The sequence below is a fragment of the Pantoea septica genome (assembly GCF_002095575.1).
Classification (GTDB): Bacteria; Pseudomonadota; Gammaproteobacteria; order Enterobacterales; family Enterobacteriaceae; genus Pantoea; species Pantoea septica.
On the sequence record NZ_MLJJ01000005.1, the window covers coordinates 39,059 to 59,018 of the forward strand.

The following is a 19,960-nucleotide window of genomic DNA, read 5'->3' on the forward strand; positions in this document are numbered from 1 at the left end:
TCTCGTCAGGCTAGCATACTCTTGGCCCAGCGGCCTGACCACTGGGCCAAATCTGCGGCTAAGGAGTAAAAATGGAACATACATGGCGCTGGTATGGCCCCAACGATCCGGTTTCGTTAGACGATGCGCGCCAGGCGGGCGCGACCGGCATTGTGACCGCGTTGCACCATATTCCCAACGGCGATGTCTGGCCGGTGGAGGAGATTAAAGCGCGTCAGGCGCTGCTGGCGGAAAAAAATCTGGTCTGGTCAGTAGTCGAAAGCATCCCGGTGCACGAGGCGATCAAAACGCAGCGCGGCGACTATCAGCGCTATATCGCCAACTATCAGCAGTCGATACGCAATCTGGCGGCCTGCGGCGTCGAGACGGTGTGCTACAACTTTATGCCGGTGCTCGACTGGACGCGCACCGATCTCGCCTGGACGCTGCCGGACGGCGCCAAAGCGCTGCGCTTCGACGCGGACGCCTTCGCCGCCTTCGAACTGCATATTTTGCAGCGCCCCGGCGCGCAGCAGGATTATTCAGCAGCGGAGCAAGAGGCGGCTGCGCGCTGCTTCGCCGCCATGAGCGACGAGGATAAAGCGCTGCTGACGCGCAATATTATCGCCGGCCTGCCGGGCGCGGAGGAAGGTTATACGCTGGATCAGTTCCGCGCGCAGCTGGCGCAGTACGACGGCATCGACAAAGCGAAGCTGCGTGAACATATGGCGGCCTTTCTGCGCGCCATTGTGCCGGTCGCCGAAGAGGTCGGCATCAAGCTGGCCGTGCACCCGGACGATCCGCCGCGCCCGATTCTCGGCCTGCCGCGTATTATCTCCACGGAAGAGGATATGCAGTGGCTGAAAGAGACGGTAGACAGTCTGCACAACGGCTTCTGCTTCTGCACCGGCTCTTACGGCGTGCGCGCCGACAATAACCTGACGCAGATGGCGGCGCGGTTCGCGGATCGCATTAACTTTATCCATCTGCGCGCCACGCAGCGCGAAGCCAACCCCAACAGCTTCCACGAGGCGGCGCATCTGGCGGGTGACGTCGACATGGTGGGCGTGATCAGGGTAATTCTGGCGGAAGAGCAGCGCCGTCGCCGCGCGGGCGAGAAGCATGCCATCCCGATGCGGCCCGATCACGGCCATCAGATGCTCGACGACCTGCACAAGCGCACCAATCCAGGCTATTCGGCGATAGGTCGCCTGAAAGGACTGGCAGAGTTGCGCGGCGTCGAGCTGGCGCTGCGCCAGACGCTGTTCAACGATTAATACAGGGCAAAACAGGGCATGGGCGACATAACGCAGCCTTGTGCCCTGTTACTGCGGAAACAGACTCCGGTCGGTAATCGCCACCACATCCACCTTATTCGGCAGAATTTTCAGCTCGCTGAAGAGATCCGACACCTTCTGCACCTTTTCAATATCTTCGGGCGTGATGGCGCGAATACCGTGGGAAATGCGTGCGGTGATCTTTTCCGCGTCGGCCGGCGGCAGGCGCGTCAGCTGCGCATACACCTGGTTGTACTCCTCTTTATGGGCCAGCGCCCAGGCGCGCGCTTTCGCCAGCCGCTGGGCGAAATCGGCGATAGCCGCACGTTTGCCGGGATCGTCCAGCGACTGCTGGGTAGCGGTGACAAACGACAGCGCGGTGGTCAGCCCTTTGCCGTCGCGCAGCAGCCGCGCGCCGTGCTGCTCGGCGATGCCGAGATAGGGATCGAAGGTCGCCCAGGCGCCAATCTGCCCGGAATTAAAGGCGGCGCTGGCGTCGGTCGGCAGCACAAAGCGCACCGGCACGCTGTCGCGCGGCACCTGTGCTTCGTCCAGCGCCTCATAGAGCAGATGTTGCGAGATGCTGCCGCGCGCCGAGGAGACCACGACCTCCTTGCCCGCCAGATCCTTTACGCTGTGCACCGGCGAATCAGCGGGCACGATCAGCCCGTTCGACCCGGCGTCGCCGACGTTGGTGGCGATGATTTTCAGCGGCACGCCGCCGGACGCCGCCATCAGCACCGGCAGATCGCCCGCGTAAGAGGTATCGACCGCGCCGGCGCGCTGCGCTTCGAACAGCGGCGCCGCCCCCTGAAAGTTAGCCCAGCGATAGCGCCAGGGCGCATCCTTCAGCACGCCGGAGGCCTCTACCAGCGAACGCAGATTGCGCGCCTGGTCGCCCAGCACCAGCGTGACCCCGCTGAGATCGGGCGCCGCCTGCGCCATGCCGCTGGCGCTCAGCAGCAGGGCCGCCGCAAATGCTTTAAGTCTGTTCATCACGGCTCCTTACAGGGCGTTGCGGTTAAGCTGGCGAATATAGGCATCCCAGTGCAGCTGATACTTTTTGTTGCGAATGCTGGTATCGAACGCCTGCGCCGCCTTTTCCGACACCGCGTCCGGCAGAATAATCAGCTCTGCGCCGCCCGACTGCGCGGCCAGCTGCGCCTGGCAGGCGCGCTCGAGATAATAGAGGTTATAAAAGGCTTCTTCGATGCTGCCGCCAGCGGTCAGCAGACCATGATTGCGCAGGATCAGCGCGTTCAGGCTGCCGAGATCCTTGACGATGCGCTGCTGCTCGTCGAGATCGAGCGCGATCCCTTCGTAGTCGTGGTAGCCGACGCGCTGATGAAAACGCGTGCTGTGCTGCGAAATCATCAGCAGCCCGCCCTTTTGCGCCGACACGCCGATGCCCGCCGCCGTATGGGTATGCAGCACCGCATGCGCATCCGGACGGGCGCGATGAATGGCGCTGTGGATCACGAAACCGGCCGGGTTGATCCCGAGCCCGGTAGGATCGTCGACGATATTGCCGTCGATATCGATCTTCACCAGGGTTTCCGGCTGGATCTCGTCAAAAGTCTGACCGTATGCATTAATCAGGAAGTGCGGCCGATCGCCCGGCACGCGCAGCGAGAAGTGGGTGTAAATATGGTCGGTCCAGCGCAGCTTCGCCGCCAGATGATAGGCCTGCGTCAGCCTGACGCGCGCCTGCCATTCCGCATCGGAAATACGCTGTTGAAGAGAAGAAGATGCCAGGGTTGCGGTACTCATAGACGCCTCTTTTTACGCTGTTCACTTTGGTGTCACTGTTACACAGCGTTTTCCCCTCAGGGAAATGCCAAAAGCGGCAAAACAATGTCAATAAACGCAAAGTGCAGCCGATACTTGATCTGCATCACCCGCCAGCCTGAGCAAAACGCTACCCTGCACGCCCTGAGGGCGTGCTATGCTGCGCTGATTAAATTCGCACCTCCTCACAGACGCTTTAACATTCAGAGGAATTAGCGGTGCCGCCGTTAAAACGAAAACGCGACTACGCAAGAATCATTATTATCTTGTCCGGGGTGCTTCCCTTGCTGCTCGGCATCCTGTTCACGGCTATTGACGCGCGGCACACCGTCCAGCAGCAGCAGATCAACGCCGCCAATACCCTGCTCTCGCAGGCGGAAAAAATGAGCGACAGCGCCTGGGATATGATCACCTGGCTACGCCGTTTTCACTACCAGCCCTGCAGCAAATTCGAAGACGAACTACAGCGCGCCGGCAACCTCAACGCCTATTTCCGTGCTATCGGCAAGCTGGAAGGGGTGAAAATCACCTGCTCCTCGGCCTACGGCATGAATCCCGGCACGTTAAGCGAGATGATGCTGCGTGCGCCGCCGGTTACCGGCAAGGCCTGGTGGAGTCTCTCTATTGCCGGCACGGCTGGCGTCCCGCAGCGTCCGGCGGTTATTTTCGTGCGGCAGCTGGCGGATGATGAGGGCTTTTGGGCGATTATTGACGGCCAGTATTTGATGGACTTTATGAGCGCTATCGGCGAAACGCGCGGCTATCGGTTTAGTATGCGCTTTAGCGACGGCGCGCCGATTTCCATGGGCAAGTCGACGCCGCCCCACGCCAGCCTGTTCAGCGCCCAGCTTTATCAGGCGCAATCGCGCCGCTATCCCATCAGCGTAACCATCGAAACGCCCGGCGCGGAGATCATGCACGCCTGGCGCCAGGTGACCTTTATTTTCCTGCCGATGACGGCCATCCTCTCTATTCTGCTGATGGTGCTGACCGCCAACTGGTTGCAGCGTCGTATCTCCTGGCGCGATGAGATCCGCCGCGCCATTAACGCGCGCCGCTTTTCGGTCTACTACCAGCCGGTTTATAACAACCATACTCAGACCTGTTCCGGTGCCGAAGCATTGCTGCGCTGGACGCTGCCGAACGGCGACGCGGTTCGGCCCGATATCTTTATCACCGCCGCTGAAGCGGAGGGCATGATTGTGCCGCTGACGCGTCATCTGCTCGACCTGATCGCCGAAGATGTTCAGCAGTGGCAGGTCGAGCCGGGCTTTCATATCGGTATCAACGTCGCCGCGGAGCATCTGCAACATCCAGACTTCGTGGAAGATATGCTTAACTTCGCCGATAGAATTAAGCGAACGTCGCTGCAAATCACCCTGGAACTGACCGAACGCAGCCTGATTAAAGACGGCGAAGATGTGGCGAGAAAACTCGATCGCCTGCGCGCCGACGGGATGAAGGTGGCGATCGATGATTTCGGCACCGGGCACTGCTCGCTCAGCTATCTGCAAACTTTCTCGCTGGACTACCTGAAAATAGATCGCGGCTTTATCAACGCCATCGAATCGCTGTCGGGCGAAACGCCGGTGCTGGATGCGATTATCGCCCTCAGCCATAAGCTGAAGCTGGAGGTGCTGGGCGAAGGGGTGGAAACAAAAATGCAGTACCTCTACCTGCGCCAGCGCGGCGTGACCTTTATTCAGGGCTACTATTATGCTTTGCCCCTGAATAACCACGCGTTCATCGCCTGGCTCGCAGAGCATGCGCATCAGCCGATGCACACAGAGGACGCTGACGATGCTCAACTGCACCCTTCTTGACGACTACCAGAACGTCGCCCTGTCGCTGGCTGACTGGGCGTCACTGCAGCCCGCCGTACAAACCCGATCGCTCCATCAGCCTGTCGCCGACGACGACGCGCTGATCGCCGCGCTGGCCGACAGCGATATTATCGTGGCGATGCGCGAGCGCACTCCGCTCACCGCCGCCCGTCTGGCGCGCCTGCCGCGGCTGAAGCTTATTGTGACCTCCGGCATGCGCAATGCCGCCATCGATCTGGACGCCTGCCGGGCGCGCGGTATCGCGGTATGCGGCACCGAGAGCAGCAGCGCGCCGCCGCTGGAGTTGACCTGGGGTTTGCTGCTGGCGCTGGCGCGTCATATCGTGCCGGAGAATCAGGCGCTGCGCAGCGGCGGCCCCTGGCAGCAGCATCTCGGCATAGGGCTGGAAGGCAAAACTCTGGGGCTGATCGGCCTGGGCAAAATCGGCGGCGGTATGGCGAAAGTGGCGCAGGCGTTCGGCATGCGGGTTTGTGCCTGGAGCCAAAACCTTACCGCCGAGCGCGCTGCGGCGTGCGGCGCGACGCTGATGCCGTCGCTTCCGGCGCTGCTGGCGGCGAGCGATATCGTGTCGCTTCATCTGGTGTTAAGCGCGCGCACGCGTCATCTGCTCGACGCCGCCGCGCTGGCGCAGATGAAGCCAGGCGCGCTGCTGGTAAACACCGCGCGCGCGGGCCTGGTGGATCAACAGGCGATGCTCGCCGCCCTGCGCACCGGCCAGCTGGCGGGTGCCGCGCTGGATGTGTTCGAGGTCGAACCGCTGCCTGCCGATCATCCGCTGCGGCAGCTGCCGAACGTGCTGGCCACGCCCCATCTCGGCTATGTCGCCGACAGCAACTACCGGCGCTATTTCACCCAGGCGGTCGAGGATATCGCCGCCTGGCTGCAGCGCCAGCCGCTGCGATCGCTGCTTTAAAGCCGCCTTCTGACGCCAACACGGGCAGGTTAACCGAAGCGCCGCCGCGAACTTTTCATCTCTTTGCGCTAAGCGCCGCAAACTTTTGCAAAAATTAGCGGCGTTAAGCTGCTTTTTAACGCCTTTTCAGGCGGCATTTCAATCTGCTATCGTCGGCAAAAAAGGCCACTATCAGACCAAACATGACAAATATCAGTGAAAAACGGTATACTCTGCCACTTGTCGCAATAATTTCAACACTAATTATTGCGCTCTGTAGCCAGTGGAAAATTCTGCCGAACGGCTATGCTTAAATTTTCTCAATGCCGCGGACTGCATCGTTCAACCGGTTCGCGACCTTGAGGACTTTCATGTGCTATTACAGGGTAAATCTATGAAATTACGTAGGAAGCGTGTCAAACCTATTGGGCTGGATGACGTCACGATTATCGATGACGCCCGCTTGCGCAAAGCCATTACGGCAGCGTCGCTGGGCAACGCGATGGAGTGGTTTGATTTCGGCGTGTACGGCTTTGTCGCCTATGCGCTGGGTAAAGTCTTTTTCCCCGACGCGTCACCCGGCGTGCAGATGATTGCGGCGCTCGGTACCTTCTCAGTTCCTTTCCTTATTCGCCCACTGGGCGGCCTCTTCTTCGGTATGCTGGGCGATAAGTACGGTCGCCAGAAGATTCTCTCCATCACCATTGTGATTATGTCGATCAGTACCTTCTGTATCGGCTTGATCCCCTCCTACGCCTCGATTGGCATCTGGGCGCCGATTCTGCTGCTGCTCGCCAAGATGGCGCAGGGCTTCTCGGTGGGCGGCGAGTATACCGGCGCCTCGATCTTCGTCGCCGAATATTCGCCCGACCGCAAGCGCGGCTTTATGGGCAGCTGGCTCGACTTCGGCTCTATCGCCGGCTTCGTGCTCGGCGCGGGCATTGTGGTGCTGATCTCGGCGATTATCGGCGAAGCGAAATTTATGGAATGGGGCTGGCGCCTGCCGTTCTTCCTTGCGCTGCCGCTCGGCATTATCGGTCTTTACCTGCGCCACGCGCTGGAAGAGACGCCGGCTTTCCAGCAGCACGTTGAGAAGCTGGAGCAAGGCGACCGCGAAGGTCTACGCGACGGCCCGAAAGTGTCGTTCAAAGAGATCGCCACTAAGCACTGGAAAAGCCTGCTTGCCTGTATCGGTCTGGTGATCGCCACCAACGTCACCTACTACATGCTGCTGACTTACATGCCGAGCTATCTGTCGCATAACCTGCACTACTCGGAAGATCACGGCGTATTAATCATCATCGCCATTATGCTCGGCATGCTGTTCGTACAGCCGGTGATGGGGATGCTCAGCGACCGCTTCGGCCGTCGTCCGTTCGTAATCATTGGCAGTATTGCCCTGCTGATCTTCGCTATTCCGGCCTTTATGCTGATCAACAGCGGCGTGCTGGGGCTGATTTTCGCCGGTCTGCTGCTGATGGCGGTGATCCTCAACGCCTTTACCGGCGTGATGGCGTCCTCGCTGCCGGCGATGTTTCCGACGCATATCCGCTACAGCGCGCTGGCGAGCGCCTTTAACATCTCGGTGCTGATTGCCGGTCTGACCCCGACGCTTGCCGCCTGGCTGGTGGAAACCACCAATAACCTCTATATGCCCGCCTACTACCTGATGGTGGTGGCGGTGATCGGTTTGATTACCGGCATCTACATGAAAGAGACGGCGAACAAACCGCTGCGCGGCGCGACGCCTGCCGCATCCGATCTCGACGAAGCGCGTGAAATCCTGCAGGAGCATCACGACAACATCGAGCAGAAGATCGAAGATATCGATGAGGAGATCGCCCGTCTTGAGGCGAAGCGTAAGAATCTGGTGCAGCAGCATCCCGACATCAACGAGTAATCTGTTTAAAGCCCGCCGCTCGGCGGGCTTTTTTTTTACGCCGCACACAATCTTCATTCTCGCGCGTTAAAAGGAGTAGACTAGCGCTACTTTTTTCACCTGCGTAAGAATGAATATGTCTGACTTTTCTCTGATCCAGCGTCCAAGAAGGCTGCGCTCCAGCCCGGCGATGCGTGAACTCTTCCAGGAAACCTCCCTCAGCCTGAACGATCTGGCGCTGCCGATTTTCGTTGAGGAAGGCGTTGACGACTACAAAGCGATTGAAGCGATGCCGGGCGTGATGCGCATTCCGGAAAAGCGTCTCGCCTATGAGATCGAGCGCATCGCCAAAGCGGGCATCCGCTCGGTGATGACCTTCGGCATCTCGCACCACACCGACGCCACCGGCAGCGATGCCTGGAATGAAAATGGCCTGGTGGCGCGCATGTCGCGCATCTGCAAAGAGACGGTGCCGGAAATGATCGTCATGTCCGATACCTGCTTCTGCGAATACACCAGCCACGGCCACTGCGGCGTGCTGTGCGATCACGGCGTCGACAACGATGCGACCCTAATCAATCTCGGCAAACAGGCGGTAGTCGCGGCGGCGGCGGGCGCGGACTTTATCGCGCCGTCGGCGGCGATGGACGGCCAGGTCAAGGCGATCCGCCAGGCGCTGGACGCGGCGGGCTTTACTCAGACCGCCATCATGTCCTACTCCACCAAGTTCGCCTCCTCCTTCTACGGCCCGTTCCGCGAAGCGGCCGGCACCGCCCTGAAAGGCGACCGCAAAACCTATCAAATGAATCCGATGAACCGCCGCGAAGCGATTCGCGAGTCGCTGATCGACGCGGCCGAAGGCGCGGATTCGCTGATGGTGAAACCGGCCGGCGCCTACCTCGACGTGCTGCGCGAAATCCGCGACCGCACGGAGCTGCCGCTGGCGGCGTACCAGGTCAGCGGCGAATATGCGATGATCAAATTCGCCGCTCAGGCGGGCGCGATCGACGAGCGTAACGTCGTGCTGGAAAGCCTGGGTGCGATCAAACGCGCCGGCGCCGACCTGATTTTCAGCTACTTCGCTCTCGATCTGGCAGAACAGAAAATCCTCTGATCGCCGCAGCATCCTGCCGCCGCAACGACGGCAGGATAGCTTTTAGCCTCTGCGCCGTTAGCGCTGTGCCAACGCCTCGATCAGCGTCTGATTGAATTTGGCCGGCGACTCCATCTGCGGCGCATGCCCCATGCCCGGGAACTCAATCAGGCGCGCGCCGGGAATGCGCTTCGCCGCTTCTTTGCCCAGCACCTCATAGTGACCCAGCTTCGCTTTCACCTCCGGCGAGGCGATATCGCTGCCGATCGCGGTAGTATCGGCGGTGCCGATCATCAGCGTGGTCGGCACGTTCAGATCGCCGAACTCGTAAAATACCGGCTGGGTAAAAATCATGTCGTAGATCAGCGCCGAGTTCCACGCCACCTTCTTGTGTCCAGGACCGGCGTTCAGGCCCGCCAGCATATCGACCCATTTGTCATACTCCGGCTTCCACTGGCCGCTGTAGTAGGTGTGCTGCTCATACTTTTTGATGCCTGCCGCGTCGAGCTTCAGCTCGCGCTGATACCACTGATCCACGCTGCGCCAGGGCGCGCCTTTGGCTTTCCAGTCCTCCAGTCCGATCGGGTTCACCAGCACCAGCTGCTGCGTCTCGGCGGGATACATCAGCGCATAGCGCGTGGCGAGCATGCCGCCGGTAGAGTGGCCGACAATCACCGCTTTCTTTATACCGAGATGCGCCAGCAGCTGATGCGTGTTGTCCGCCAGCTGCTGGAAGCTGTACTGATAATTATCGGGTTTACTGGCGCTGCAAAAGCCGATCTGATCGGGCGCGACGACGCGATAGCCCGCCTGGCTCAGGGCGCGGATGCTCTCTTCCCAGGTCGCGCCGCAGAAATTCTTGCCGTGCAACAGCACCACGGTCTGACCGTTGGCGTTGTTTGTCGGTTTCACATCCATATAACCCATGCTGAGCGGCTGCTGCTGAGAGGAAAAGTCAAAGCGCTGAAGCGGGAAAGGATAGTGAAAGCCTTCCAGATGCTCGCCATAGGTCGTAGCGGCTAAAGCGGGTACCGCGCTAAACAGCGTTATCGAGGCGAGTAAGGCAAGGAGCGGTTTTTTCAGGCCAGAGGTCGGACGCATGCGATGATCTCCATAAGAGCAAAAGAGCGGCAGTGTGACACGCGCGCAGCAGGCTCGTATTGTTGCGCTGTGTCATGTTAGTGATTTTTGTAAAAGAAGCGTAGCGGGCCCTGTATCATTTTTCCTGTCGACCAGCAGCGCAATAGATGCCTGCGCCGATCAATTCGCGCGATAAATATTGCAGAAACTCTAAATATTTCCGGCGCAGCGAGGGAAAATAAGTTACGTTTATTTATTGCTTTTATTTATTTTTTACAACTAAAAATCAACACCCCGCTCTTTTTGATAAAAATTCCATATTTCTAGCCTCTTGCAAAAAAATAAACATGCATTTTCTGATACTTCTTTACTCAAGCCAGGCATAGCAAATATTAAAATCCCTACACTATGCGGAACTGTTTGATGAGGTGGATTATGCGTGAGAAAAAATATAATGAAGAAGTGATTGATAGCCTTACCGAGTGGATTAACAACCATCTCGATCAGCGGCTCAGCATTGATGATATTGCTGAGAAATCAGGCTATTCCAAATGGTATCTGCAGAAGCTGTTCGCCCGCTGCCGCAACGAGACGCTGGCGCGCTATATTCGCAAGCGAAAGCTGGCGGCCTGCGTGCATACGCTGAAAAGCAGCAATACGCCGATTATTACGCTGGCGATGAAATACCATTTCGAAAGCCAGCAGTCTTTTACGCGCTCTTTTAAGCAGGTGATGGGCTGTACGCCTTACGTCTGTCGTAAACGCCAGTTAGATCCAGAAACGCAGGCGCTGCTGGAGGGCAATATTAATCCCTGCGAGCTTTGCCGACAGGCGCAGCCCGCCGTCAACAACCAGAAACGCTTTACCGCTTCGCGTCTGGATATTCGCAATATCGACACCGCCGAGGCCTGTAATGACCTGCGCTAACTTCTGCCGTTACCGCAGAAAATAAAGGGCGACTGCCGCGCCCTTTATTTCTCTATTCTTCGTCCGGCGTATAATATTGCACGCCGATCTTAATGCGTTCACGCCCGCTGGCCACGCGATGACGATTGCTGTCGCGCAGCGAATAGATACAGCCGCAATACTCTTGCTGATAGAAACGCTCGCGCTTGCTGATTTCGATCATGCGCGCCGATCCGCCGCCTTTACGCCAGTTGAAATCCCAGTAGATCATATCGGGATAGCGATTTGCGGCGCGCACGCCGCAGTCGTTGATCTGCTGCATGTTCTTCCAGCGAGAGATGCCAAGCGAACTGGTGATCACGGGAAAGCCATGTTCATGGGCATAGAGCGCGGTCCGCTCGAAACGCATGTCGAAACACATGGTGCAGCGCTCGCCGCGCTCCGGCTCCCACTCCATGCCTTTTGCACGCTCGAACCAGTTATCGCGATCGTAGTCCGCGTCGACAAAGGGCACGCCGAATTGCTCAGCGAAGCGGATATTCTCCTCTTTGCGCAGCTCGTACTCTTTCAGCGGATGGATATTAGGGTTATAGAAGAAAATGGTGTAATCGATGCCGGATGCCAGCATCGCCTCCATGACCTCGCCCGAACAGGGCGCGCAGCATGAGTGCAGCAGGACTTTGTTATGGCCGCCAGGCAGCGGCAGCGGCTTACGCTGAAGGGACTGAGACATACTAACTCCTTGTCAGACTATGCCGCGAGTGTAGTGTTTCGCCGATGCAGATGCAAAAAAGGCGCTGCCGCGCCCTGTTCTACCACTGCAAAAGCTGCCCGGCATAGTCCACGTAGTGATGGCCGCCGCGTCCGCGATAAGCCTCCAGCTGCTGCACCAGTCCTTCGCCGCTCTGCTCGACCGTGACCGGCGCGGAGTCGCCGCCCATATCGGTTTTCACCCAGCCCGGATGCAGCGACAGCAGCGTCGCGTTATGCTGGTTAATCTGCGGCAGCAGCGCGCGGCTCAGCATATTAAGCGCCGACTTGCTGGCGGAGTAGATCGGCATCGCCGCCGTGTCGTTCTCGTTCAGGCTCCCGAGAATAGAGGTGGTGAAGCCGATGACGCCGTTCTGCTTCGCCAGCAGCGGCAGCAGAGCTTCCGCGCTGCGCACCGGCGCGATGGCGTTGGTCAAAAACAGCTGCGCCAGCTCTTCGTCGCTGCTCTGCAGCAGGTTCTGATGCGACGGGCCGGAAATGCCGGCGTTGATCAGGATCGCATCGAAGGTTTCGTCTTTAAGCCGCGCCGCCAGCTGACGCACCTCCTCCTGATGAGTCATATCCAGCGCGTGCCACTGGGCCTCCGCCTCCGGCGCGCTGCTGCGCCAGGTGGCCGTGACCTGCCAGCCCTTGGCCGCCAGCGCCCTGACCACCGCCAGACCGATGCCGCGCGAGGCGCCGATAACTAATGCTTTGCCTGCCATATCCGTTCCTCTCTGATGAAGTGACTTAAACAGCTTATAGCCTGACGAGCGGATCAGAAGGCGAGAGAAGAAATTAGCCGCAGTGAGAGCACGGGGTGTAAAAAAGGCGGCATGCGCCGCCTTATCTGTTTAGTGCGCCGCCATCTGCTCCGGCAGCTTCAGCAGCTTGCGCTTGCCTGCGACTTCGTCGGCCTTCACCGGCGTCGCGGCGTTGCCCCAGCTGTTGCGGATATAGGTCGATACCGCCGCCACCTGTTCGTCCGTCAGCTTCCAGGCGAAACTCGGCATCGCGCCGCTGGTGGGATTGCCCTGCGTGACCGCGCCGCGGCCGCCCTGCAGCACCGTGGTGATGATGGAGGAGGCGTCGTCAGCCAGCAGCCCCGGGTTGTTCGCCAGGCTGGCGGCCAGGTTCGGGATCCCTTTGCCGTCGCTGTTGTGGCAGGCGCTGCAGTTGGCGCTATAGACATTCTCGCCCGTTTTCATCTGCGCGCTGTCGCGGGCCTGCGGCGGCGGCAGCTGCGTCGCAGAGGCGGGCTGCGCTTTCAAATAGGTCGCGATGGCGCGCAGATCGGCGTCGCTCAGATGCTGCGTCGAGTTGGTGACCGCTTCCGCCATCGGGCCGGACGCTACCGCGACGTGATTGCTGCCCAGCTTCAGATAGTCCATGATCTGCGCGCTGCTCCAGCTTCCGATGCCCACATCGCGGTTCGACGTCAGGTCCGGCGCGTGCCACTCGCTGAGATTGCTGCCCTGCAAATAATCGCCGGTGTCGCCGCCGAGCAGGTTTTTCGGCGTATGGCAGGCGCCGCAGTGCTCCAGCCCCTCTACCAGATAGGCGCCGCGATTGAACTCGGCGGACTTGTCCGGATCGCTCTCAAAGCCGCTGTTGCGGAAGAAAAGCAGGTTCCAGCCCATCATCGCCAGACGGATATTATACGGGAAACCCAGATTGGTCTCCGGCACCCTGTAGCGCACCGGTTTTACCGAGCGCATGTACATCCACAGGTCATGCATATCCTGGTCGCTGACCTTCACGTAGGCGTTGTAGGGCATCGCCGGATAGAGATGTTCGCCCTCTTTGCCTTTGCCGTGCCGCACCGCGCGATAGAAGTCGCGTTCGGTCCAGCTGCCGATGCCCGTCTCTTTATCCGGCGTAATGTTGCTGGCGAAAATGCCGCCGAACGGCGTACTGATGGAGTAGCCGCCCGCGAAGGCCTCTTTGCTGCCCGGCGCGGTATGGCACGCCACGCAGTCGCCCGCTATCGCGACATATCTTCCGCGCGCCACCGCCGCGGCATCCGCCGCCGCTGGCGGCTGGCTGGTCAGCGTCTGGTTATCCGCCACGTCATCGGCAGAGGTATCGCCGTTTTGCCACAGCAAACCTGCGGCGATAACGCCGGCGATCACCGCCGCGCCGCCTGCAAGGGTTGTTTTTTTCATATCACACCTTTACCAGTGGGCCGGGATTTTTCAGGTAGCGATCGATAATCGCCTTCGCCGTCCAGAGGCTGAGCGCGCCAATGGTGCCGGTTGGGTTGTAGCCTGCATTGTTGGGAAAAGAGGAGGCGCCAAGCACAAACAGGTTGTGCATATCCCAGCTCTGCTGATAGCGGTTAAGCACGCTGGTTTTCGGATCGACGCCCATCACCGCCCCGCCGATGGTGTGGTCGCTGGCGAAGTTGTAGGGCGAATATTTGCCCGCCGCCGAGTTGGTGCCGATAACGGTTTTCGCCCCCATCGCCTTACCGATCTCGACGCTCTTCTCTTCGATAAACTTCGCCGAACGGCGGTCGTTTTCGTTGTAGTCGAAAGTGACGCGCAGCAGCGGATTGCCGTTATCGTCTTTGTATTCCGGGTCGAGATCGAGGTAGTAATCTTCGTGCGAGAAGCTGGTGCCCTGGCCGAAAATGAAGGTGGCGTTCTGGAAAGCGTGGGTATACGCCTTTTTCCACGCTTTGCCCCAGCGCGGCGTGCCCGGCGGCAGCGCATCGGCGTTGCCGATAGGACGCGCGCCGCGCGCCACCACCAGAATCCCGGCGCCGCCGATAAAATCTTTGTCGCTGTGGTCGAAGTTATCGCCGTTCCAGTCGTCTACCTGCTGGGAGAGCGCGCCAGCGCCGATGAACTGATTAAGATATTCATCTTCGAAAAAGAGGCTGGCGCCGGAGACGGTCTGGAAGCTATAAGCGCGCCCTACCGTGCCGGTTTTGCTTTCCGGATCGTAAGGCTGGCCGATTTTCGACAGCAGCAGCAGGCGCACGTTCTGCATCTGAAACGCCGACAGAATCACGATATCGGCAGGCTGTACCCACTCTTTCTTGTTCTTGTCGATATAGGTGACGCCGGTGGCGGTTTTGCCGTCTTCCGCCTTATTTACGCGCACCACGGCGGAATCGGTCAGCACGGTAAAGTTCTCACGCTGCATCAATGCCGGGATCACGCAGGCGTTCGGGCTGGATTTGGAGAAGTTGCCGCAGCCGTAGTAGAGACAGTAGCCGCAATAGGTGCAAGGCCCCATGCGCACGCCAAGCGGGTTCACATAGGCGCGCGAAGTTTGCCCGGCGGGCACCATAAAAGGATGCTGGCCAAGAGATTTTGCCGCGTCGCGAAACAGGTCGGTCAGCCGCGTGCTCTCCAGGGGCGGCAGCGGATAGTCGCTGCTGCGGTTGCCTTCGAAGGGATTGCCGTCAGGCACGATTTCGCCGTTGAGTCTGCCCGCCTTGCCGGAGACGCCGGCGATCTTCTCGAAGCGATCGTAAAACGGCTCCAGCTCGTCGTAGGTCACGCCCCAGTCCTGCAGGATCACGCCCTTAGCGATCTTCTCTTTGCCATAGCGCGCGACCGTCTGGGTGTAAGGCTGGAAATCCCACGGCGTAAAGCGCCAGGCCATACCGGCCCAGTGCGTGCCGGAGCCGCCGACGTTATACCCCAGCTCGTTCAGGTTCCATTCGCGCGTCGGCAGCGCGGTTTCCGAGCGATGGTTACGGAAGGTGGTGGTCTCCACCGCAGGCGGCAGAAGCATGCTGCGGCGGGTATCCCAGCGCAGCTCGTCGGTGTCGATAGAGGGCGGAAAATCGGTGGCGGTTTCAAACCAGGGGCCGCGTTCGATGGCGACCACATTCAGGCCGGCGCGCGTCAGCTCTTCGGCAATTAACGAGCCGCACCAACCCAGGCCGACGATCACGGCGTCAGCTTTTGGACGAATATTTTGCATGTGTTAACTCACTGCTCAGTCAGACTGAAGAGTCAAAGGGTGTTGTCGATCAGGCTAGTTGGGATGATGTTGAGCTTCTTCCCTTTTTTACCAATCAGGTCGCGGAAGTCGTAGCGCGCGCCGGGAAAACCGATCATTTTCCAACTCGCCATCTCCTTGTTGCCGCCGTAGAGGGGATCGGACAAAAAGCCTTCCCGCACGTTTTGCAGCAGCAATTCGAAGAAGACTTTGGTCTCTACGTCCGGTCCCAGATCGAGCTGGTTCGCCTCCATTCGGCGCAGCAGTTCATCCTGCTGGTCGCCGCTCAGCGCCACAAAGGTTTGACTGAATTTTTTGTTCGTGTAGGCATCAAGCGCGGCGAGCCCCTGTCGGTAGCGCTGAGCGGGCGTCAGCGGCGATTGGGGGCCCTGCTCAGGCGTGCCTTTCACAAAGCGGCCCAGTCGATAGACCGCCGCCGCGCTGCCGTAGTCGCCCGCCAGCTGGCGATCGATAAAAATAGCGCAGCCCGCCTCTTTGCCGCTGATGCTCAGCGCGTCGGCGGGAATAAAGCGTTCGGCGATAGCGCCGACGGTGTCGAACTCGTGCTGCGTCAAGTATTGCAGGCCGCCTCTGCGCGGCGCCGGCGGCGTATTGATTTTTCCGGGTTCCCAGGGTTGACCGCCCTGGACGGTTTCAGCTTTTGCGATGGGCAGCGACGACGCCACGCCCAGGGCAGCCACGGAGGTGAGAAACTCTCTGCGTTTCATATTTTCCCTGCCAAGAAATTGATCACATTAACTGCATTCGCTTATTTAACGGAGAGAAAACCATGCCAGCCAGACTATTTCGGGCATAGTTATCTCCTGCGCGCCTTTTATCTGGCGACAGCGTTATTTTTTATTATGAGTCCTGCTTAGCGGCGGAAAGCACTGTTCCGCTCAGAGGATGATTGTTAATACTAAAAATCGCTATCCATCAATTAACAACAAAATAATCATAAATTTTTAACCTACTTTCGGAAAGCGCAGCGTTGATGGGAAGCCATCATAATTCCCGGCAAACACCTATTTTTCATAAATTTAGATCCCACATTACCAGCAGCATTATAAAAATGCATGGTGAATGACTGCCGAAATAACGATCGTGACGTTAGTCTCCACGCTTTATTTGCTGCATTTTTCGCCATAATTAACGCACGTTTTGCTGTGACATAAAATTTCATTAAATCAGGCTAGCGCAATGTCTGGCGCACTTATTAAAATAGCGCCCATATTTATCAGACGCCTGCCAGTAAAACGGCGCCCGTTTAAAGCACGCAGCGGTAACGGCATGACAAATAACGTTATGCCTGGAGCAATAATGAAAAAACTCACCCTTGAGATGGTGGCAAAAATAGCGGGCGTCGGCATCGCGACCGTCGATCGCGTATTAAACGAACGCGGTGGTGTATCTCCGGAGACGACGCGCAAGGTATTAAAAGCCGCACGCGACATCGGACTCAAGCGGCTGCTGCCGGAGGAGTATCGTCATCCATGGCAAATAGAAGTATTTCTCAGCAATAACGGCTCGTCGTTTTTCCAGCAGCTGGTGCGCTACTTCAGCGAGGCGGCGGGCGAACTGGGTTATCGGCGTATTACATTGCACAAAACTCTGGTCGCGGAGTCGCAGCCGGCCAAACTGGCGCAAAGCATTATCGCGCGCAGCAGCACGCGCGACGGCATCATCGTTTTCGGCCATGACTACCCGGCTGTCTATCGTGCGCTGGCGCTGTGCCGCAGCCGCGGCGTGCCGGTTATCACTATTGTCACCGACCTGCCCGACGCGGATCGCCTCTGCCATGTCGGTATCGATCAGTATCAGGCGGGCCGCACCGCTGGTCTGCTGATGAGCAAGGTGGTGCATCAACCAGGCGATATTGTGATGGTGAGCGGCCGCTTCGATTACTGGGCGCATCGTCAGCGTATCGCAGGATTTCGCGAAGTGATGATGCAGCGCGCGCCGCAGCGTCATCTACGTGAAGTGCTCTTCGGCCTCGATCAGCGCGAGACCATCCGCACGCTGCTGGACCAGAGTCTGGCGCAGTCGCAGCACGTGGCGGGCCTGTATAACACCGGTATGGGCAACAGCGAAGTGAGCGAGACGCTGCGCGCGCATCAACTTCTTGGCCGGTGCGGCTATATCACCCACGAACTCTATTCGGTTACGCGTCGGCTGCTGCGTCATAATGAGCTGGACTTTGCGCTGGATCAGAACGCGCAGCAGCACGCGCGTCTGGCGATAGAACTGCTGCTGCGTCATCTGGAGAGCGGCTATCAGCCCGATATCTATCGGGACGGCAACGTGGCTCTTCGGCTGTTTACGGCGGAGAATGTGGCGTAAAGGAGCCTTCTATCTCCAGCGGCACGCCGTCGTGATGCGTCATCGCCAGCGAACTGGCGCTGGCCGGATCGAACAGCGACAGGCTCTCAATCTGATCCACCATCAGCACTTTACGGAACGCCATGGCGTTTTTCGGCTCGGAAGTCAGCGTGATGCCGTGCTCGGCGTACCAGCGGCTGTAGTTATGTTCAATCGACATGCTGAGCGTTTTGCTGTCGCGGTAGCCGCTCAGCATAGGGATGATCACGATGTTGGCGGTGTTTTCATACTCAAAGGTGGCGGCATGCACCATCCCGATATAGATGCGGCGCGACTTGAGGGTAATCCACGCCAGCTCGCCCTCTTGCATGCACTGGTAAAGCAGCTGCTCGACGCCGTTGGATTTAGAGAGCTGCTGATAGAGATCCTGTCGGCCGCTGCTGTTCAGGCGCGCGCTTTCCGACCAGTTCGAGCGGTACATGCAGAACAGCACCGCGAAGGCGAGCATAACAACCACCGGCGCCTGGATGCCAAGGAAGCTCCAGTTCATAAACTCCATCTGCCAGCGCAAATGCTCGCCGGGCACCATCTGCAGCGCATTAGCCGTGCTGGAAACGATCAGCAACAGCAGCCAGACAATAGCCGTCGCTAACATCCCTTGCAGCACGAAGATACAGCCGTAAAGCGCCACCAGAAAATAGACATCCCAGCCGATGCTGCGCCGGACCTTAAAACGGCTGGAGAGATCGCGGCTGGTGTACCAGTAGCCGCAGACCATCAGCACCATGAATATCGCCGTACCCATCTTACACTCCTTTTAGCGTTTCGACGTGGCGGGCAAAATCCTCATGCACTTCCTCACTCAGCACGTTTACCGAAGCGTTGCCGTCCTCATCGATAATGATTCGCTCGCCGTCGGCGATCGATTCGTTCAGATCCTGACGGGACATGCCTCTGATAAAGCTCTCGGGGCTGGAAAACAGGGAACGCATAAAGGTGAGCATTGGGGGCGAATCTCCTCTGTGATAAATCAGAAGTATGAAATCGGAGCGGCAAATGCGCCAGGCGGATTAGTCTAAAAGTATTGCAGGTCAGGGGATTAGCGAAGCGGTAAATCTGGCAGACGCGTAGCAAAGCCGGCTCTTTAAGGCGAAAAAATGTGCCGCATCGATGGGGGTGATATTAATCAGAAGGAGTATGAGAGTAAATTTATCAACCTTGAAAGGGAAAAGTCCAGGCTCAGTAAAGGCTTCATAACAGGTCTAACAGAAGCATTTATGAGCCAGGTAATTTACTGCGCGAAATAAATTTTTCCGTTATAGGCCGAGGAGATTTTTTCATTCTTCCTCTTATCAGTAATAATCCTGTCTATGCTGTCAAGATCGCAGACGTGCGACAAAGCCCGATAGCCGATTTTGGACGAGTCCGCGAGGATCACTTTGGTTCTTGCTGCACTGAGAATCGCTTTTTTAGTAGGTATTTCAATGGCATTTACATTAGTTATACCCGCTTCGGCATGTACACCTTCCGCCCCCATAAATGCCCAGTCGGCGTAAACTTCGCTGAATTTCCGCGTCGCATCAGGGCCTATAAGCGTAAATGAATTTCCTGCGACGACCCCACCCGTAACGTTCAGATTAATCGCCGGATACTGACTAAGCAGTAAGGCAATATTAAGATCGTTGGTAATAACGGTCAGATCTTTTTTTAATGTCAGATGGACAGCCAGTTCATAAACGGTTGAACCATTATCCAGGATAACGGAGTCTCCGTCCGCAACAAGCGAAGCGGCGTATTTGCCAATGGCCACTTTCTGCTCGTGGTTTCGCCCCTTGCGAATACTGTAAGGAGTATCCTGGCCTTCCGTAGACAAAACCGGCAGGACGCCGCCGTGTGTACGAATGATTTTGCCGCTTTTTTCCAGATAGATCAGATCTCTTCTGACCGTTGAGCTGTCTACGTTAAATTCTTCCGCCAACTGATTGGCATTGAGATAGCCTGCGGAAACCAGCATCGAAAGAATTCTGTTACGTCTCTCATTTGCCAGCATTTTTTCTTCTCTACACGTTTAATGGCATTCGATCTTAGCATGAATAAATCAGGCTGCATCGTTAAGATTATAAATATCATTAAGTTAATCAATTTACTTACAAATATGAAACTCATATCACATGCACAAAATCGAGCATTGACATG

18 protein-coding genes are annotated in these 19,960 nt (G+C 57.9%); 7 read left to right on the forward strand and 11 right to left on the reverse strand.

All coding sequences use genetic code 11. The annotated features are described in order from the left end of the window. The first annotated feature begins 71 nt into the window (after positions 1–71). Positions 72–1,256 carry a mannonate dehydratase gene (uxuA, locus tag HA46_RS03825; protein ID WP_084882226.1) on the forward strand — a complete coding sequence of 395 codons (1,185 nt, stop codon included), beginning with the start codon at positions 72–74 and terminating at the stop codon, positions 1,254–1,256. A 48-nt stretch (positions 1,257–1,304) separates the two neighbouring features. Here uxuA and HA46_RS03830 read toward each other — a convergent pair whose 3' ends face one another. Then, positions 1,305–2,252, reverse strand: coding sequence for an ABC transporter substrate-binding protein (locus HA46_RS03830; RefSeq protein ID WP_084882227.1), 948 nt, complete (start codon positions 2,250–2,252; stop codon positions 1,305–1,307). Positions 2,253–2,261: 9 nt separating this feature from the next. Continuing rightward, positions 2,262–3,026: a class II aldolase/adducin family protein gene (locus HA46_RS03835; RefSeq protein ID WP_084882228.1), complete on the reverse strand. Its 765-nt coding sequence runs from the start codon at positions 3,024–3,026 to the stop codon at positions 2,262–2,264. A gap of 236 nt (positions 3,027–3,262) precedes the next feature. Between HA46_RS03835 and HA46_RS03840 the strand changes: the two genes are divergently transcribed. From HA46_RS03840 to hemB, 4 genes are all read left to right on the forward strand, one after another. Further along, positions 3,263–4,867: an EAL domain-containing protein gene (locus tag HA46_RS03840; RefSeq protein ID WP_084882229.1), complete on the forward strand. Its 1,605-nt coding sequence runs from the start codon at positions 3,263–3,265 to the stop codon at positions 4,865–4,867. After that, positions 4,845–5,801, forward strand: coding sequence for a D-2-hydroxyacid dehydrogenase family protein (locus HA46_RS03845; RefSeq protein ID WP_084882230.1), 957 nt, complete (start codon positions 4,845–4,847; stop codon positions 5,799–5,801). Before HA46_RS03840 ends, HA46_RS03845 begins: the two co-directional genes overlap by 23 nt. A 373-nt stretch (positions 5,802–6,174) precedes the next feature. Beyond that, positions 6,175–7,680, forward strand: a complete 1,506-nt coding sequence (proP, locus tag HA46_RS03850; RefSeq protein ID WP_033753283.1) for a glycine betaine/L-proline transporter ProP — start codon at positions 6,175–6,177, stop codon at positions 7,678–7,680. A 115-nt stretch (positions 7,681–7,795) separates the two neighbouring features. After that, a complete protein-coding gene (gene hemB, locus HA46_RS03855; protein ID WP_048783308.1) occupies positions 7,796–8,773 on the forward strand; it encodes a porphobilinogen synthase in 978 nt (325 codons plus the stop codon). 57 nt (positions 8,774–8,830) lie between these two features. On the opposite strand, the gene HA46_RS03860 is transcribed toward hemB, so the two are convergent. Next, positions 8,831–9,853, reverse strand: coding sequence for an alpha/beta fold hydrolase (locus HA46_RS03860; protein ID WP_084882231.1), 1,023 nt, complete (start codon positions 9,851–9,853; stop codon positions 8,831–8,833). A 414-nt stretch (positions 9,854–10,267) separates the two neighbouring features. On the opposite strand from HA46_RS03860, the gene HA46_RS03865 reads away from it, so the two are divergent. Continuing rightward, positions 10,268–10,759 (forward strand): helix-turn-helix domain-containing protein, encoded by a 492-nt coding sequence (locus tag HA46_RS03865; protein WP_084268197.1) that lies wholly within the window; start codon positions 10,268–10,270, stop codon positions 10,757–10,759. Positions 10,760–10,811: 52 nt separating this feature from the next. On the opposite strand, the gene HA46_RS03870 is transcribed toward HA46_RS03865, so the two are convergent. From HA46_RS03870 to HA46_RS03890, 5 genes are all read right to left on the reverse strand, one after another. Then, positions 10,812–11,471, reverse strand: a complete 660-nt coding sequence (locus HA46_RS03870; protein ID WP_033792678.1) for an epoxyqueuosine reductase QueH — start codon at positions 11,469–11,471, stop codon at positions 10,812–10,814. Positions 11,472–11,550: 79 nt separating this feature from the next. Beyond that, the gene (locus tag HA46_RS03875) at positions 11,551–12,213 is read right to left on the reverse strand and encodes an SDR family oxidoreductase (RefSeq protein WP_033792679.1); all 663 of its coding nucleotides are present in this window, start codon (positions 12,211–12,213) and stop codon (positions 11,551–11,553) included. A 129-nt stretch (positions 12,214–12,342) separates the two neighbouring features. Then, complete coding sequence (locus HA46_RS03880; RefSeq protein ID WP_084882232.1) at positions 12,343–13,653, reverse strand: c-type cytochrome; 1,311 nt, start codon at positions 13,651–13,653, stop codon at positions 12,343–12,345. Between the two features lies 1 nt (position 13,654). After that, positions 13,655–15,427 (reverse strand): GMC family oxidoreductase, encoded by a 1,773-nt coding sequence (locus tag HA46_RS03885; RefSeq protein WP_033792681.1) that lies wholly within the window; start codon positions 15,425–15,427, stop codon positions 13,655–13,657. Between the two features lie 32 nt (positions 15,428–15,459). Then, positions 15,460–16,173: a gluconate 2-dehydrogenase subunit 3 family protein gene (locus HA46_RS03890; RefSeq protein WP_033792682.1), complete on the reverse strand. Its 714-nt coding sequence runs from the start codon at positions 16,171–16,173 to the stop codon at positions 15,460–15,462. Positions 16,174–16,765: 592 nt separating this feature from the next. On the opposite strand from HA46_RS03890, the gene HA46_RS03895 reads away from it, so the two are divergent. Then, positions 16,766–17,785 (forward strand): LacI family DNA-binding transcriptional regulator, encoded by a 1,020-nt coding sequence (locus tag HA46_RS03895; protein WP_084882233.1) that lies wholly within the window; start codon positions 16,766–16,768, stop codon positions 17,783–17,785. Here the strand turns inward: HA46_RS03895 and HA46_RS03900 are convergent. From HA46_RS03900 to HA46_RS03910, 3 genes are all read right to left on the reverse strand, one after another. Then, entirely contained in the window at positions 17,763–18,569 is an 807-nt protein-coding gene (locus HA46_RS03900) for a hypothetical protein (RefSeq protein ID WP_033792684.1), read from the reverse strand. The two genes, HA46_RS03895 and HA46_RS03900, sit on opposite strands and share 23 nt — an antisense overlap. Position 18,570: 1 nt before the next feature. Further along, on the reverse strand, positions 18,571–18,768 hold the full coding sequence (locus tag HA46_RS03905) for a hypothetical protein (protein WP_033753308.1): 198 nt from the start codon (positions 18,766–18,768) through the stop codon (positions 18,571–18,573). Between the two features lie 287 nt (positions 18,769–19,055). Further along, complete coding sequence (locus tag HA46_RS03910) at positions 19,056–19,814, reverse strand: DeoR/GlpR family DNA-binding transcription regulator (protein ID WP_084882234.1); 759 nt, start codon at positions 19,812–19,814, stop codon at positions 19,056–19,058. Positions 19,815–19,960: the final 146 nt, after the last annotated feature.